This is a genomic window from Caloranaerobacter sp. TR13, from assembly GCF_001316435.1.
Classification (GTDB): domain Bacteria; phylum Bacillota; class Clostridia; order Tissierellales; family Thermohalobacteraceae; genus Caloranaerobacter.
In genome coordinates, this window is sequence record NZ_JXLL01000025.1 from 1 (window position 1) to 13,586 (window position 13,586).

19 protein-coding genes are annotated in these 13,586 nt (G+C 28.7%); 17 read left to right on the forward strand and 2 right to left on the reverse strand.

Annotated features, from left to right (window positions below; translation table 11 throughout):
• Positions 1-228 precede the first annotated feature (228 nt).
• From TR13x_RS10335 to TR13x_RS10360, 6 genes are read left to right on the forward strand one after another with little or no spacing between them, the layout of a single operon-like run.
• Complete coding sequence (locus TR13x_RS10335; protein WP_054871859.1) at positions 229-978, forward strand: Mrp/NBP35 family ATP-binding protein; 750 nt, start codon at positions 229-231, stop codon at positions 976-978.
• Between the two features lie 12 nt (positions 979-990).
• Positions 991-1,368 (forward strand): NifB/NifX family molybdenum-iron cluster-binding protein, encoded by a 378-nt coding sequence (locus tag TR13x_RS10340; RefSeq protein WP_054871860.1) that lies wholly within the window; start codon positions 991-993, stop codon positions 1,366-1,368.
• A gap of 1 nt (position 1,369) precedes the next feature.
• Entirely contained in the window at positions 1,370-2,206 is an 837-nt protein-coding gene (locus TR13x_RS10345) for an ATP-binding protein (protein WP_054871861.1), read from the forward strand.
• Complete coding sequence (locus TR13x_RS10350; protein WP_054871862.1) at positions 2,207-3,070, forward strand: ATP-binding protein; 864 nt, start codon at positions 2,207-2,209, stop codon at positions 3,068-3,070. It abuts the gene before it with no gap.
• Positions 3,070-3,426: a NifB/NifX family molybdenum-iron cluster-binding protein gene (locus TR13x_RS10355; RefSeq protein WP_054871863.1), complete on the forward strand. Its 357-nt coding sequence runs from the start codon at positions 3,070-3,072 to the stop codon at positions 3,424-3,426. Before TR13x_RS10350 ends, TR13x_RS10355 begins: the two co-directional genes overlap by 1 nt.
• 9 nt (positions 3,427-3,435) lie before the next feature.
• Positions 3,436-3,891 (forward strand): Fur family transcriptional regulator, encoded by a 456-nt coding sequence (locus TR13x_RS10360; protein WP_054871864.1) that lies wholly within the window; start codon positions 3,436-3,438, stop codon positions 3,889-3,891.
• 44 nt (positions 3,892-3,935) lie between these two features.
• On the opposite strand, the gene TR13x_RS10365 is transcribed toward TR13x_RS10360, so the two are convergent.
• Both TR13x_RS10365 and TR13x_RS11315 read right to left on the reverse strand, forming a co-directional pair.
• Positions 3,936-4,124: a hypothetical protein gene (locus tag TR13x_RS10365; protein ID WP_054871865.1), complete on the reverse strand. Its 189-nt coding sequence runs from the start codon at positions 4,122-4,124 to the stop codon at positions 3,936-3,938.
• Positions 4,125-4,244: 120 nt separating this feature from the next.
• Positions 4,245-4,484 carry a SelT/SelW/SelH family (seleno)protein gene (locus tag TR13x_RS11315; RefSeq protein ID WP_082394863.1) on the reverse strand — a complete coding sequence of 80 codons (240 nt, stop codon included), beginning with the start codon at positions 4,482-4,484 and terminating at the stop codon, positions 4,245-4,247.
• 191 nt (positions 4,485-4,675) lie between these two features.
• On the opposite strand from TR13x_RS11315, the gene TR13x_RS11255 reads away from it, so the two are divergent.
• From TR13x_RS11255 to deoC, 11 genes are all read left to right on the forward strand, one after another.
• Positions 4,676-4,849: a hypothetical protein gene (locus TR13x_RS11255; RefSeq protein WP_200905857.1), complete on the forward strand. Its 174-nt coding sequence runs from the start codon at positions 4,676-4,678 to the stop codon at positions 4,847-4,849.
• A 70-nt stretch (positions 4,850-4,919) separates the two neighbouring features.
• A complete protein-coding gene (locus TR13x_RS10370; protein WP_054871866.1) occupies positions 4,920-5,540 on the forward strand; it encodes a DedA family protein in 621 nt (206 codons plus the stop codon).
• 14 nt (positions 5,541-5,554) lie between these two features.
• On the forward strand, positions 5,555-6,241 hold the full coding sequence (locus TR13x_RS10375) for a TIGR01906 family membrane protein (RefSeq protein ID WP_054871867.1): 687 nt from the start codon (positions 5,555-5,557) through the stop codon (positions 6,239-6,241).
• A 73-nt stretch (positions 6,242-6,314) separates the two neighbouring features.
• On the forward strand, positions 6,315-7,286 hold the full coding sequence (locus TR13x_RS10380) for a restriction endonuclease (RefSeq protein ID WP_054871868.1): 972 nt from the start codon (positions 6,315-6,317) through the stop codon (positions 7,284-7,286).
• A gap of 85 nt (positions 7,287-7,371) precedes the next feature.
• Positions 7,372-7,944: a flavodoxin family protein gene (locus TR13x_RS10385; protein WP_054871869.1), complete on the forward strand. Its 573-nt coding sequence runs from the start codon at positions 7,372-7,374 to the stop codon at positions 7,942-7,944.
• 11 nt (positions 7,945-7,955) lie between these two features.
• Complete coding sequence (locus TR13x_RS10390) at positions 7,956-8,258, forward strand: MTH1187 family thiamine-binding protein (protein ID WP_054871870.1); 303 nt, start codon at positions 7,956-7,958, stop codon at positions 8,256-8,258.
• A 51-nt stretch (positions 8,259-8,309) separates the two neighbouring features.
• Positions 8,310-9,461: a chorismate synthase gene (gene aroC / locus TR13x_RS10395; protein WP_054871871.1), complete on the forward strand. Its 1,152-nt coding sequence runs from the start codon at positions 8,310-8,312 to the stop codon at positions 9,459-9,461.
• A 4-nt stretch (positions 9,462-9,465) separates the two neighbouring features.
• Positions 9,466-10,548: a 3-dehydroquinate synthase gene (aroB, locus tag TR13x_RS10400; protein ID WP_054871872.1), complete on the forward strand. Its 1,083-nt coding sequence runs from the start codon at positions 9,466-9,468 to the stop codon at positions 10,546-10,548.
• Positions 10,545-11,831, forward strand: a complete 1,287-nt coding sequence (gene aroA, locus TR13x_RS10405) for a 3-phosphoshikimate 1-carboxyvinyltransferase (RefSeq protein WP_054871873.1) — start codon at positions 10,545-10,547, stop codon at positions 11,829-11,831. Before aroB ends, aroA begins: the two co-directional genes overlap by 4 nt.
• Before the next feature lie 164 nt (positions 11,832-11,995).
• A complete protein-coding gene (gene pduL, locus TR13x_RS10410) occupies positions 11,996-12,568 on the forward strand; it encodes a phosphate propanoyltransferase (protein ID WP_054871874.1) in 573 nt (190 codons plus the stop codon).
• 49 nt (positions 12,569-12,617) lie between these two features.
• Positions 12,618-13,289 (forward strand): deoxyribose-phosphate aldolase, encoded by a 672-nt coding sequence (gene deoC / locus TR13x_RS10415; RefSeq protein WP_054871875.1) that lies wholly within the window; start codon positions 12,618-12,620, stop codon positions 13,287-13,289.
• Positions 13,290-13,586 lie beyond the last annotated feature (297 nt).

Genomic DNA, 13,586 nt, shown 5'->3' on the forward strand with positions numbered 1-13,586 from the left:
TATGAAAATAACGCTCATGCGAAAGAAAAAACTAAAATCTTTTAAGTATTCGCTTTTATTTTTATAGATATTTGAAAAGTAAGTTTGTCAATAGTCTGAGGGGAATATCCCCTCTTTTTTGTGTTTAAAAATAGAAAAAAGTACATATAATTATTGGCAAATGCACATAAAAAATGTATAATATAAATAGCATATGCCATAAACAAAAGTGATAGAGGAGGTTATCAAATGGAAAATAATATTAACAAAATAATTGCAGTAATGAGTGGCAAAGGTGGTGTTGGTAAATCCTTTGTATCAAGCTTACTAGCAGTAAATCTTAATAGAGAAGGATATAAGGTCGGGATAATGGACGCTGACATTACTGGACCAAGTATACCAAAGATCTTCGGTTTAAATAAAGTAAGAGCTCAGATAATAGATAAAAAACTAAAACCAGTTGAAACAAAAACAGGGATAAAAGTTATGTCACTAAATTTATTATTAGAAGAAGAAAATAAACCTGTTATTTGGAGAGGACCATTAATTTCTGGAACAGTTAAACAATTTTATGATGAAACTAACTGGGGAGAGTTAGATTACTTAATAATTGACCTACCACCTGGAACTTCTGATGTAACACTTACTGTTATGCAGTCTATGCCTGTTGATTATATCGTTGTTGTTACATCACCACAAGACTTAGTTAACCTTATAGTTGAAAAATCAATTCACATGAGTAAGATGATGAATGTTCCTATTTTAGGTATTGTTGAGAATATGAGTTATGCTGTATGCCCTGATTGTGGTAAAAAAATAGAAGTATTTGGTAAGAGTAAATCTGAACAAGTAGCAAAAGAAATGGGATTAGATTTAATTGCAAAATTACCTATAAATTCAGGATTTACACAATTATGCGATGAAGGAAGAATAGAATTGTTCAATCATGAATTAGAAGAATTTGCAAGTTTAGGTACAAAAATTTTAGAAAAAATGTAGGAGGAATGAACTATGAAGGTGTGTTTTAGTAGTGAAGGTAAAAGCTTGGATAGTCAGCTAGATCCACGTTTTGGAAGATGCAAATACTTTATCATAGTAGATACAGAAACAAATGAGTTCAAGGTAGTTGAAAATGAGGGTTTCGTATCAGAACATGGTGCTGGTGTTTCAGCAGCTAATTTAGTTGTAGATGAAGGAGCAGATATTGTTATAACTAGAAATATTGGACCTAATTCAATGAAAATACTTACAAGTACTAAAATAACTATTTATGAAGGTCAGGCAGATACAATTAAGGCTAATTTGGAACTTTTAAAACAAGATAAATTGAATGAAATAAAAGAACCTAAAAAATCACACTTTGGATTACAGAACAGGTGGGGAAGGTAAAATGAAAATATCTGTACTAAGTGGGAAAGGTGGTACTGGAAAAACTACAGTAGCTACTAATTTAGCTTATTATTTAAGTAAGAAAGGAAAAAAGGCTCAGTATTTAGATTTTGATGTAGAAGAGCCTAATGGCTTCATATTTTTAAAACCTGAAATAAAAAATACTTTTGAGGTAAAAGTTAAAGTTTCACAAATTGATGAATCTTCTTGTACACAATGTGGTTTATGTGCAAAAAAATGTAATTTTAATGCTTTAGCAGTTACTAAAAATGGTGTTTTAGTTTTTGAAAAAATATGTCATAGTTGTGGACTATGTAGCTTAGTATGTCCAGTAAATGCAATTACTGAAACCGAGAGAGAAATCGGTAAAATTGAAATAGGTTATACTAATAATCTTAAAGCAGTTAGAGGAGTTCTTAACATAGGAGAACCTATGGGCATACCAATTTTAAAGAATTTAAAAAAACTAATAACTCCTGATTATATAAATATTATAGATTCTCCACCTGGTAGTTCATGCAGTGTTGTGCATTCAGTTGAAGGGTCTGATTATGGGATTTTAGTTACTGAACCAACTAAGTTTGGATTACATGATTTAGAGATTGCAGCTAATGTTATACGACAATTAGGAGTACCATTTGGTGTAGTTATTAATAAATCTGATGAAAATGACTATATTATTGAAGAATTTTGTGAAAAACAGGGAATAGATATAATTGAGAAAATACCATTTGATAGGAGTATTGCCCAAAAGTATTCTAAGGGAGAATTACTTGAAGATAAAAGCTTTGTAGAAGTTTTTGAAAATATTTTTTCTAAAATAATGGAGGTTTCATAAATGAAGCAGATAATTGTAATTAGTGGAAAAGGAGGTACAGGTAAGACTACTCTTACTTCTTCATTTGCATATCTTGCTAAGAATAGAGATGTAGCTGATTGCGATGTGGAAGCTCCAAATCTTAATCTTATTTTAAATAATACTCCAATAAAAAGAGAATTATATATTGGAGGTAAAATAGCTTACATTGATAAAGAAAAATGTATTGAGTGTGGCAAGTGTAGAAGTATATGTAGATTTGATGCAATAAAAGAAAATTTTGAGATAAATGATATAAAATGCGAGGGATGTGGAGCTTGTGTTGAAGTATGTCCTAATGAAGCAATTAAATTAGTTGATGATGAAACAGGAGATGTTATTACAAGCTCTATTGAAGGTGGAAAATTTTCGTATGCTCAGTTAAGGATTGGCGCTGATGGTGCAGGTAAAGTGGTTACTAAGGTAAGACAGTCACTTATAAGTGACAAGGATAAACCAGAGTTAGTCATAATTGATGGTTCTCCAGGTATTGGATGTGTTGTGATATCTTCACTTACAGGTTGTAATATGGCTGTAGTTATAACTGAACCAACACAGTCGGGATTAGAGGACTTAATGAGAGTATTAAGTTTAGTAGACTATTTTCATATGAAAGCTTATGTGGTTATAAATAAATTTGATATTAACCTGGAAAAAACAAAAGAAATTGAAGATTTTTGTAATGAAAATAATTTTGAAGTTGTTGGTAAAGTACCTTTTGATCATTTTGTTAGTAAAGCAATAAAGAAAAGTAAGCCAGTAGTACTATTCGAGGAAAGTATTGCTGGTAAAGAAATTAGAAAAATATGGAACATAATAAATGAAAAGATTAAGGAGGTAGAATAATGAGAATTGCGTTAGCTGTTGATGGTAATTATGTATCGCAACATTTTGGCCATTGTGAAGGATTTGAATTAGTTGATATTCAAAACAATGAAGTAAAAAATAGAATTTTTGTTCCTAATCCAGGACATAGACCAGGGTTTTTACCAAAGTTTTTAAGTGAAAAAGGAGTTAACACTATTGTTGCTGGTGGTATGGGGCAAACAGCTCAAGCTTTATTTAACGAAAATGGAATAGATGTTTTAGTTGGCATTAGTGGCAGTATTGAAGATGTAATAAAAAATTATATTAATGGTACATTAGTATCTACAGACGAGGTTTGTGAGAGACATGAGCATCATGGAGAATGTGGTCATTAGGAGAACTTTATGCAAGCCAAAAGATTAAGTTATATAGAAAATATTTTAAAGGAAAATGGTTACAGGATAACTGAGCAAAGGAGAAAAATAATAAAACTGTTTTTAGATAATCCGAATAAGCATTTCCATCCAACAGATATTCATGCTTTTCTCATTGAACAAGGAGAAGCTGTGGGTATTGCAACAGTATACAGAAATATAAAAATCTTGTTGGATAATGACATAATAGAGGAAGTAACATTCAATAGTTCAAAATTATACGAACTAAAACTATTTTCAAGAAAAAGTATCCATGCACATTTTATCTGTTTAAAATGTAAAAGAGTATTAGATTATATTGATGTAGATACTTCACTTAAATTAATTAAAATAATAAATGAAATTGAGAGAAGATATGATTTTAAAATTGAGGATAGTGAGATTACTTTCACAGGCTTTTGTAAAAAATGTTCAATTGATGAGTAAATTTTTAAAAGGCCCGATATTTATAGGGCCTTTTATTATTTATATTAATATCTAAAATATCTAAAAAAACCACCAGATAATATTAATGGTATAAATAATAAAATAATCCACCAGTAAGAACCATAGCCATGACCACGTCTTTGTTCTTCATTTTCTTTTTCATTTTCTTTTTCCTTTTCGACTTCATCAACTACTTCAACTGGTGGTACATAATATCTATATCTTCTAGGCATAAACTAAACCTCCCTTAATTGACTTATATACACAAATATTTATATTCTAATATATGGTATGTAAGTAAAAAATGAATTGTTACTTAACAAAAAAACGGCTTTCGCCGTTTATATAATAGTTTATACTTTTTCTCTAATTATACTTTCAACTTCATCTTCATTAGGAAATCTGCCTAATTCTTTTTTTGAAAAAATTAGTTCATCGTTAAGTTTAACTTCAAAAACTCCACCTGAAGAAGGCAATAATGTTATAGACTTAATTTTATTTTTATGTTCCTTAAGTAATTTTTCTGTAAGGCTAACTGCCTTAGGACGATATCCTCAAGTAGTACAGTATTCAATACTTATTTTATTTTCCATATTAAAAACCTCCTTTTAATATTATTATAACTATAAAATTGAAACATATCAAACAAAATATTGAAAATAATGTAAAATATAGCTATTCTGAGTTTAAACTGTAATAAACTTATAGATAACAATTGAATATTTAGATATTAAAAATTACATACTAATATTGAAAACTTGATTAAAGTTAAAGGAGTGTCTATATGGATATAAAACCAAATTTTGAAGAAATAAAAAGAAGGTTTAAGAATGCTGATTTAGATGAAAAAATTAGAATTTATACAACAACTCAAGGACTTACTGTTGAACAGTTTAAAGAATTATTAAGAATGTTCCCTATACAGCACTTAGATAAATTAGAAAGAGCTATGGCATAAACCCGAATTTTCGGGTTTTTCAATTTTTCTTTTCTTTTTGCTTATTTTACAAAACTTTTAGAGGTGTGAAATGGAGAGTATTATTTTAAATATTATAGATAAATTGGTTAGTGGTAATAAGTTATTTCTCTATTTATTTTTCTTTTTTTCACAATACTTACAAATAATTTTCCCACCATATCCAGGAGATATGGTATTGGTTATAGAAGGATATTTGTCTGAACTTGTACATTTAAATATTTATTTTATATTAACTATTGCATGGTTTGGAACTTTTTTATCATCTTTAATGTTATATAAACTTGGTGAAAAGGAAAAAGAAAAAATACTACATTCAAAATTTGTTAAATTTACATTCGACACTAAGAAATTTCTAAAATTAAGAAACATGTTTAATAGGCATGGCCCTGCTGCTATTTTTGTAAGCAAGTTTATTCCTGGTATATATTCATTTACAGTCTTAATAGCTGGAATTTCTGAGTCAGATAAAAAATTAACCTATCTTATAATTGGGATAGTTAATATTATTCATCATACAATATTGATTATTTTAGGGAAAATATTAAAAGAAAATTGGGTAATAATTATTAATGTAATAAAGACTTATAATAAATATGTTATTATTGCAATGATTATTTTTACCCTTTTCTATGTATTACTTACACGAATCAATAAAAAGAAATTTATATAGCAGAGGGAGATTTTATGGAAAAATATATAAAGTTGTTTGCAATAATTTGTATTGTTTGCTTGCCAATAACTATGCTACTCATGAATTTAGAAATAGTAACATTTGATATTAGTTTTTTTAAAGATAAATATGAAGAATATAACATAGAAAATGTAACAGGAATAAGCGAAGAGAACCTAATGTTAATTACAGAAAAGCTTTTAGATTATCTGAAAGGTAAAAGAGAAAATATTATTATTTTTACAGATGTAGGAGGTAAAATTGAGCAGGTCTTTGAAGAAAGAGAATTGTTACATCTCAAAGATGTAAGAGAGCTATTTAGAAAAGAACATGTTACAAGAAATTTGACCTTATTGCTAAGTGTAGTTTCATTAATATATATATTTTACAAAGATAAAAATAGGTTAAAAAAGATTTTAGTTATTACATCTTCAATACAACTATTTTTAGTTGGAATGCTTTACATATTGATATATTCAGATTTTTATAAGTATTTTACTTATTTTCATAAAATTTTATTTTCAAATGATTTGTGGCTGCTTAATCCAGAAACAGATATTTTAATACAAATGTATCCTTTGGAGTTTTTTAGCAGTATTACTTATAGAATATTTGTATTGTTTTTATTAGAAATTTTAGGTTTACTATTAATAGCTTTATTGTTGCCAAGCAGAAAACGGTCGAAACATATAGGTGTTTAGCCTATATGTTTTTTTGTATAAAAATTTTGAAAGAGGATATGATTATTAAAAACTGATAAAGCAGGTGATCTGAATGGATATAACAAATGCTTTGAAAGTTACAAAAAAGCATATAGACAGTTACAGAAATAAAAAGAGATTAAAAAAATATTACTTAGAAGAGATGAAAAAAGGAAAGACATACTTGGCTATAGTTCTAGATGGTATTATGTTAAGATTTATAATTACTTTTGGTTTCTTTTTATATTTTTATATCAAGACAAACGACTATTTGTTTAGTTTTGTAGTTGCTATTCAGTTTTTTATAATAGTAAACTTGTTATTATATCAAATTAATGCTTTTAAACTTAATAAAGTAATTAAAAGGATTAATGAAGTAGTTGCTAAAGAAGAAATTTTAAAAGATTTATTAAATAAAACTCCATATGAATTTATAGAGTATTGTTATGATGTATTAGAAAATGTGGGTTTAGAAGATTTAAAAATGTTACATCAAAGAGATATTGATATGATAGGCAATTTTAAGGGAAAAAGCATAGGGATTAAATGTTTACAATATGAAGATGATTATAAAGTTACAATAAAGGATGTTAAAGAGTTTTTCTTATCTTTAAAAAAACTTGATATAGAATCAGGAGCTATAATAACAACATCAACTTTTACAGAAGATACCAAAGACTTTTTACCAAAGTTACAAAAACATATAAGAATTTATTTGTTTGACAAAGATAGCTTTGTTGAGTTAATTAAAAAAACAGAATTATATCCTAAAGAACGAGAAATTGAAAAAATAATAATAAATAGGATGCGAGATAGGAGTAAAAAAATTAGAGAATATAGAAAAAATTTACTATCAAAAGGAAAATCTTCTAAATATATTTTTTTAAGTATTATGATATATTTTCTCGGTAAGCTTACTAACTATCAAAAATATTACAGTATTGTATCTTATTTTTTACTTACTCTTGGATTAGCTTCAATAATTAGAAATCTTATAATATTTTTTAGACCTGAAATAGAAAAAAATGAAGATAGCTTCATATGATATTTACAATAATTCATAATTGATATAAAATTTTAGTAAGGTCAATTGGTACAAATTACATCAATAAAGATTTTTTGGAGGATATATGAGAAAGGTACTTGCAGTTATGGGTAGTCCTAGAAAACATAAGAATACAGATACTTTATTAGATAGTGTACTGGAAGGTATTAAAAAATGTAATGTTAATATTAGGAAAGTTTATCTAAAGGATTTAAGTATTAATCTGTGTGTAGGATGTGATTATTGTTCTAAAACAGGAAAGTGCTTTATAAATGACGATATGAACGAATTGTACAGTGAATTCAATGAAAGTGACGGTATAATTATAGCTTCTCCTTTATATTTTAATACAGTTAGTAGTTTAACAAAAATAATGATAGATAGATGTCAAGTTTATTGGTCTAGTAAATTTATCTTAAAAAATCCAGCTATTGATGTGAATAAAAATAGAATAGGAATGTTTATTGCTGTAGGCGGGGCCCCTTATAAAGAAGGGCATTTTGATGCATGTATCCCTGTTATAGATTTATTTTTTAAAGCTATCAATACTAGGTATAAATATAATCTATTAGTTTCTGATACTGATCGTTTTTCTATATGGGAAAGAAAAGATATATTGAATAAAGGTTTTAATTTAGGGTTAAAATTTTTTGACTAGGAGGGTGTCGAATGGCTATAGTAGAAGTTACTATAGTACCTTTAGGTACAGGAGATACAAGTTTAAGTAGTTATGTTGCTAAATGTCATACTGTATTAGAGAAAGAAAAAGATTTGAAATACATGCTAACTCCTATGGGTACGATAATAGAAGGGGACCTAGATAAAATACTAGATGTAATTAGAAAAATGCATGAAGTGCCTTTTGCTGAAGGTGCAAAAAGGGTTTCGACGCAGATTAAGATTGATGATAGAAGAGATAAAGAAACTAGTATGGAAAGAAAGGTTAAATCTGTTGAAAGCAAACTGAAATAGACCCTAAGGGTCTATTTTTTAGTGATACAAAATCAGAAAGGAGTATCTTTAATGCTTAGATATCTTACAGGAGGGGAGTCTCACGGAAAGGGACTAATCGGTATAATTGAAGGATTCCCTGCTAATTTAAAGATAGATATAAATTTTATAAACAATGAGCTTAGAAGAAGACAAATGGGTTACGGCAGAGGGGGCAGAATGAAAATTGAAAAAGATAAGGTTGAAATACTTTCAGGCATTAGAAATGGTAAAACTATAGGAAGTCCTATAACATTATTTATTAAAAATAAGGATTGGGAAAACTGGAAAGGTATAATGAGTATAGAGGAAACCAACTTAGATGAAAATGAAATTATTACCAGACCTAGACCAGGCCATGCTGATTTAGCAGGTGCTATTAAATATAATCATTTAGATATAAGAAATATTTTAGAAAGAGCAAGTGCTAGAGAAACTGCAATTAGAGTAGCTATAGGCAGTATAGCAAAACAGTTTTTGAAGGAATTTGATATCGAAATATATAGTCATGTTATTCAAATTGGAAAAATTAAGATTGAGTCTGATGACATTTCAATAGATAAAATCAAGAATACAGATAATTCTCCTTTGAGAGTAATAGACAGTGAATTAGAGAAAAAAATGATTAATGAAATAGATAAAGCTAAAAAAGTAGGTGATACTTTAGGAGGAGTTTTTGAAATTATTGCAACCAATATTCCTATCGGTTTAGGTAGTCACGTTAATTGGGATAGAAAATTAGATGGTAAGATTGCACAAGGAATGATGAGCCTTCAAGGAATAAAGGGTGTAGAAATAGGCATTGGTTTTAGAGCTGCAGAATTGTTTGGTTCACAGGTGCATGATGAAATATACTATGATGATGGATATAAAAGATATTCTAACAATGCAGGTGGTATAGAAGGAGGAATTTCAAATGGAAGTTCAATTGTTGTAAGAGCTGCAATGAAACCAATACCAACATTAAGAAAGCCTCTCAGAAGTGTAGACATGAAAACGAAGGAGGAATTTGAAGCCCAAAAAGAAAGGTCAGATGTTTGTGCAGTGCCATCTGCCAGTATTGTAGCTGAGAATATCTTAGCTTGGATATTAGCAAACGAAATTATGATTAAATTTGGAGGAGACAGTATAGAAGAAGTGAAAGAAAACTATAATAGATATATTGATTATGTAAATAGTAGGTGATACTATGGAAATATTAAGTGTAGACCTAAAGGATAGAGGGTACAATATATATATTGATAAGGGGCTTTTGAAGAATATAGACAATATTTTAATAGAATGTGGAGTAAGTGATAATGTTTTTATTATCACAGACTGTAATGTAGCCAAATACTATTTAGATATTCTACTGTCAAAACTTGGCTCAAAAGTTATAGGTTATTATATCCTAGAGCCTGGAGAAGAAAGTAAAAGTATAGATACTGCTAAAAAAGTATATAAAAAAATGCTTGAAACTAGATGTGACAGAAAAACTACTATACTTAGTCTTGGTGGAGGAGTTGTAGGAGATTTAGCAGGTTTTGTTGCTGCAACCTTTATGAGAGGGATTAATTTTATTCAAATACCAACAACTCTCCTATCACAAGTAGACAGCAGCGTTGGAGGAAAAGTAGGGATTAATTTTAAGAATTACAAAAATATTATAGGCTCGTTTTATCAGCCTAAAGGGGTAATAATAGATACAGAAACACTTAAAACTTTAGACAAAAGAGAGATTATCAGTGGTTTAGGTGAAGTTTTCAAATATGGTTTAATAATGGATTATGACTTTTTTTTATGGTTAAACGATAATTTGAATAGTATTTTGAATTTAGAAAATAACTATATTGTAAACATAGTGAAGAAATCTTTAAATATAAAAAAAGCTATAGTTCAAAAAGATGAGAAAGAAAATAATCTAAGGAAAATCTTAAATTTTGGTCATACAATTGGACATGGTATAGAAATATTGGATAACTTTAAAACTTTTAAACATGGTGAGGCAGTAATATTAGGTATGATGTTAGAAAGCTTTATAAGTAGAGAAATGGGTTTGATTGATGAAAAATATTATACAGAGATAGTTTATAGTTTAAGTAGATTAGTGAATCCAGTAAAATTTTCAGATTTTAAGCAAAAGCAAATAATGGGTGCTATAAAGCATGATAAAAAAAATGAAAAAGGAAGGGTTGTATTAGTACTTCCTATTGGAAAAGGTAAAGTTAACATATATAATAATGTTGATGAAAAATTAATTGAAAGAAGTTTAAAGGATGGAGTAGTTATATGATTGTAAAAGGTGGTAATCTATCAATTAAAGGAGAAATAAAAGTTCCTGGAGATAAGTCAATTTCTCATAGGGCGATTATGATAGGTTCTATTGCAGAGGGTAAGACAGTAATACATAACTTTTTAATGGGAGAAGACTGTCTTTCAACAGTAGAATGTTTTAGAAAATTAGGGGTAAATATACATATTTCTGATGGAGAAGTTGTTGTAGAAGGTGTAGGCTTACATGGTCTTAAAGAATCAAAAGACATCTTATATGTAGGAAATTCAGGAACTACAATAAGATTAATTAGTGGAATTTTAGCAGGTCAAAATTTTTCAGTGGCTATTACAGGTGATGAATCAATACAAAAAAGACCTATGGATAGGATAATTAATCCTTTAAGGATGATGAGAGCAAACATTTCTGGTTTACTTAATAAATTTCCTCCTTTAAGAATTGAGCCGACAGAAAGTCTAAACGGAATTGAGTATAAACAACCAATACCTAGTGCACAGGTTAAATCTTGTATCCTTTTAGCAGGATTATATGCTAATAGCGATACGAAGATTTTGCAGCCAAGTATATCTAGAGACCATACAGAAAGAATGCTTAAATATTTTGGAGCTAATATAATAACAAATAATAATGAAGTATACTTAAAGTCTGGGAATAAACTTATGGGAAAAGAGGTTTATGTTCCAGGAGATATTTCATCAGCAGCTTTTTTAATAGTTGGAGCCTTAATATTAAAAGGATCTAAAGTATTAATAAGAGATGTAGGATTAAATGAAACCAGATCAGGTATATTAGATGTCCTAATTAAAATGGGAGGAAAAATAAAAATATTAAATGTAAGAAATGTAAATAATGAGCCAATAGGAGATGTTTTAGTTGAATATTCAGAATTAAAAGGTATAGAAATAAAAGGAAATATGATACCTAGATTAATTGACGAAATTCCTATTATTGCAGTAGCTGCTACTCAAGCTAAAGGTACGACAATTATTAAAAATGCCGAAGAGCTGAAAGTTAAAGAAAGCAATAGAATTAAATCGATAGTAACTGAACTAAAAAAAATGGGTGCTAATATTGAAGAATTAGATGATGGTATGATAATAAACGGACCTTCTAAATTAAAACCAGCAAATCTTAGTACGTATAATGACCATAGAATAGCTATGTCGTTAAGTATTGCAGCTTTAAGTGCAGATGGAGATTCAAATATACAAGAAACAGAGAGTATAAACATTTCTTTTCCAGATTTTTTTGAAACACTTAAATCTATAATACAAGATAAATAGGAGAGATAAACAAAAAATATTGAATAAAATGAGTGTTTTATTTGATTTTTACTAATAAAAGATTTATAATTTTAATGGTATATTTCATTTCCAAGGAAATAAGCTGTTATTTTTGATAATTATTTTGTTTAAAAATAGATTTATTGTTAAGAAGGAGGATTATTATGAGAAAAGAATTACCTATAGCATTGTCAAACAGACATGTTCACTTAAGCAAAGAGCATATTGAAAAGCTGTTTGGAGAAGGATACGAATTAACTAAAATGAAAGATTTATCACAACCTGGACAATTCGCAGCAGAAGAAAAAATAGATGTTGTAGGACCAAAAGGTACTTTAAAAGGAGTTAGAGTATTAGGACCTGCAAGAGGAGCTACTCAAGTTGAAATTTCACTTACTGATGGATTTAAGTTAGGAGTAGTGCCACCAGTTAGAAATTCAGGAGATTTAGCAGGAAGTCCAGGAGCAAAGCTAGTTGGACCTAAAGGTGAAGTAGAGTTAAAAGAAGGAATAATTGCTGCAGCAAGGCATATACACATGCATACAGATGATGCTGAAGACTTCGGAGTTAAGGATAAAGATATAGTAAAAGTAAGAGTTGGTGGAGAAAGAGGATTAGTATTTGAAAATGTACTAGTTAGAGTGAGTCCTAAGTATGCTCTTGAAATGCATGTTGATGTTGACGAAGGAAATGCAGCAGGAGTTAAGAATGGAGATATGGTTGAATTAATAAAATAATAAATGTAGCAAAAAATATAATAACAAATGATATAGGAGGTAGATATAAATGAAAAATATAGCATCAATGATAGACCATACAATACTTAAGCCAGACACAACAAAGGACAAAGTAAAAAAAGTATGCGAAGAAGCAAGAAAATATGGTTTTGCTTCAGTATGTGTTAATCCATACTATGTAAAATATGTTAAAGAGCTTTTGGAAGGCAGCGAAGTTAAAGTAACATCAGTTATTGGTTTCCCTCTTGGAAGCAATACAAAAGAAGTAAAAGCATTTGAAGCTAGTCAAGCTATAAAAGATGGTGCAGACGAACTAGATATGGTTATTAATATAGGTGCACTTAAAGACAAAGAATATGATGTTGTTAGAGAAGATATAAAAGCTGTTGTAGATGCAGCTAAAGGAAAAGCTATAGTTAAAGTGATTATAGAAACATGTCTTCTAACTGAAGAAGAAAAAGTTATGGCTTGTAAATTAGCTAAGGAAGCTGGTGCAGATTTTGTTAAGACTTCAACTGGATTTAGCACAGGAGGAGCTACAGTAGAAGATATAAGACTTATGAGAGAGACTGTTGGAGAAGAAATGGGAGTTAAAGCTTCAGGTGGAGTTAGAGATTTAGAAACAGCTAAAGCTATGATTGAAGCTGGAGCTACTAGAATCGGAGCAAGCTCATCTGTAGCTATAGTAGAAGGCACAAAGGCTGAAGGTAGTGGATATTAAAATAAAATAATAAGCTAAATAGAAATATGTGGATAGATAGTAATTTTTACTAATCTATCCTCTTTTTTTTGACTAAAACTAGTCTTTTTTTATTCTGATTATGTCAATTAAATACAACTTTTTTATATAGTATATCGCTTTTTTGTAGTTTGACGACAAATAATTACAAAAATATGTAAAACATAGAGGAATTTACAGCTACATAGAGAATATCTTTATTTGAAAGAAAATATTGTATTAAAGCAAGTTAATGAAAGAAGAATTTATATAGGAATAAATAAAAAGCAATAGTGCATA

Excerpts from the sequence above, each read along its gene's own strand:
- TR13x_RS10335 (WP_054871859.1), top strand. The coding sequence starts at position 229 with ATGGAAAATAATATTAACAAAATAATTGCAGTAATGAGTGGCAAAGGT.
- TR13x_RS10340 (WP_054871860.1), top strand. The coding sequence starts at position 991 with ATGAAGGTGTGTTTTAGTAGTGAAGGTAAAAGCTTGGATAGTCAGCTA.
- TR13x_RS10345 (WP_054871861.1), top strand. The coding sequence starts at position 1,370 with ATGAAAATATCTGTACTAAGTGGGAAAGGTGGTACTGGAAAAACTACA.
- TR13x_RS10350 (WP_054871862.1), top strand. The coding sequence starts at position 2,207 with ATGAAGCAGATAATTGTAATTAGTGGAAAAGGAGGTACAGGTAAGACT.
- TR13x_RS10355 (WP_054871863.1), top strand. The coding sequence starts at position 3,070 with ATGAGAATTGCGTTAGCTGTTGATGGTAATTATGTATCGCAACATTTT.
- TR13x_RS10360 (WP_054871864.1), top strand. The coding sequence starts at position 3,436 with ATGCAAGCCAAAAGATTAAGTTATATAGAAAATATTTTAAAGGAAAAT.
- TR13x_RS10365 (WP_054871865.1), bottom strand. The coding sequence starts at position 4,124 with ATGCCTAGAAGATATAGATATTATGTACCACCAGTTGAAGTAGTTGAT.
- TR13x_RS11255 (WP_200905857.1), top strand. The coding sequence starts at position 4,676 with ATGGATATAAAACCAAATTTTGAAGAAATAAAAAGAAGGTTTAAGAAT.
- TR13x_RS10370 (WP_054871866.1), top strand. The coding sequence starts at position 4,920 with ATGGAGAGTATTATTTTAAATATTATAGATAAATTGGTTAGTGGTAAT.
- TR13x_RS10375 (WP_054871867.1), top strand. The coding sequence starts at position 5,555 with ATGGAAAAATATATAAAGTTGTTTGCAATAATTTGTATTGTTTGCTTG.
- TR13x_RS10380 (WP_054871868.1), top strand. The coding sequence starts at position 6,315 with ATGGATATAACAAATGCTTTGAAAGTTACAAAAAAGCATATAGACAGT.
- TR13x_RS10385 (WP_054871869.1), top strand. The coding sequence starts at position 7,372 with ATGAGAAAGGTACTTGCAGTTATGGGTAGTCCTAGAAAACATAAGAAT.
- TR13x_RS10390 (WP_054871870.1), top strand. The coding sequence starts at position 7,956 with ATGGCTATAGTAGAAGTTACTATAGTACCTTTAGGTACAGGAGATACA.
- aroC (WP_054871871.1), top strand. The coding sequence starts at position 8,310 with ATGCTTAGATATCTTACAGGAGGGGAGTCTCACGGAAAGGGACTAATC.
- aroB (WP_054871872.1), top strand. The coding sequence starts at position 9,466 with ATGGAAATATTAAGTGTAGACCTAAAGGATAGAGGGTACAATATATAT.
- aroA (WP_054871873.1), top strand. The coding sequence starts at position 10,545 with ATGATTGTAAAAGGTGGTAATCTATCAATTAAAGGAGAAATAAAAGTT.
- pduL (WP_054871874.1), top strand. The coding sequence starts at position 11,996 with ATGAGAAAAGAATTACCTATAGCATTGTCAAACAGACATGTTCACTTA.
- deoC (WP_054871875.1), top strand. The coding sequence starts at position 12,618 with ATGAAAAATATAGCATCAATGATAGACCATACAATACTTAAGCCAGAC.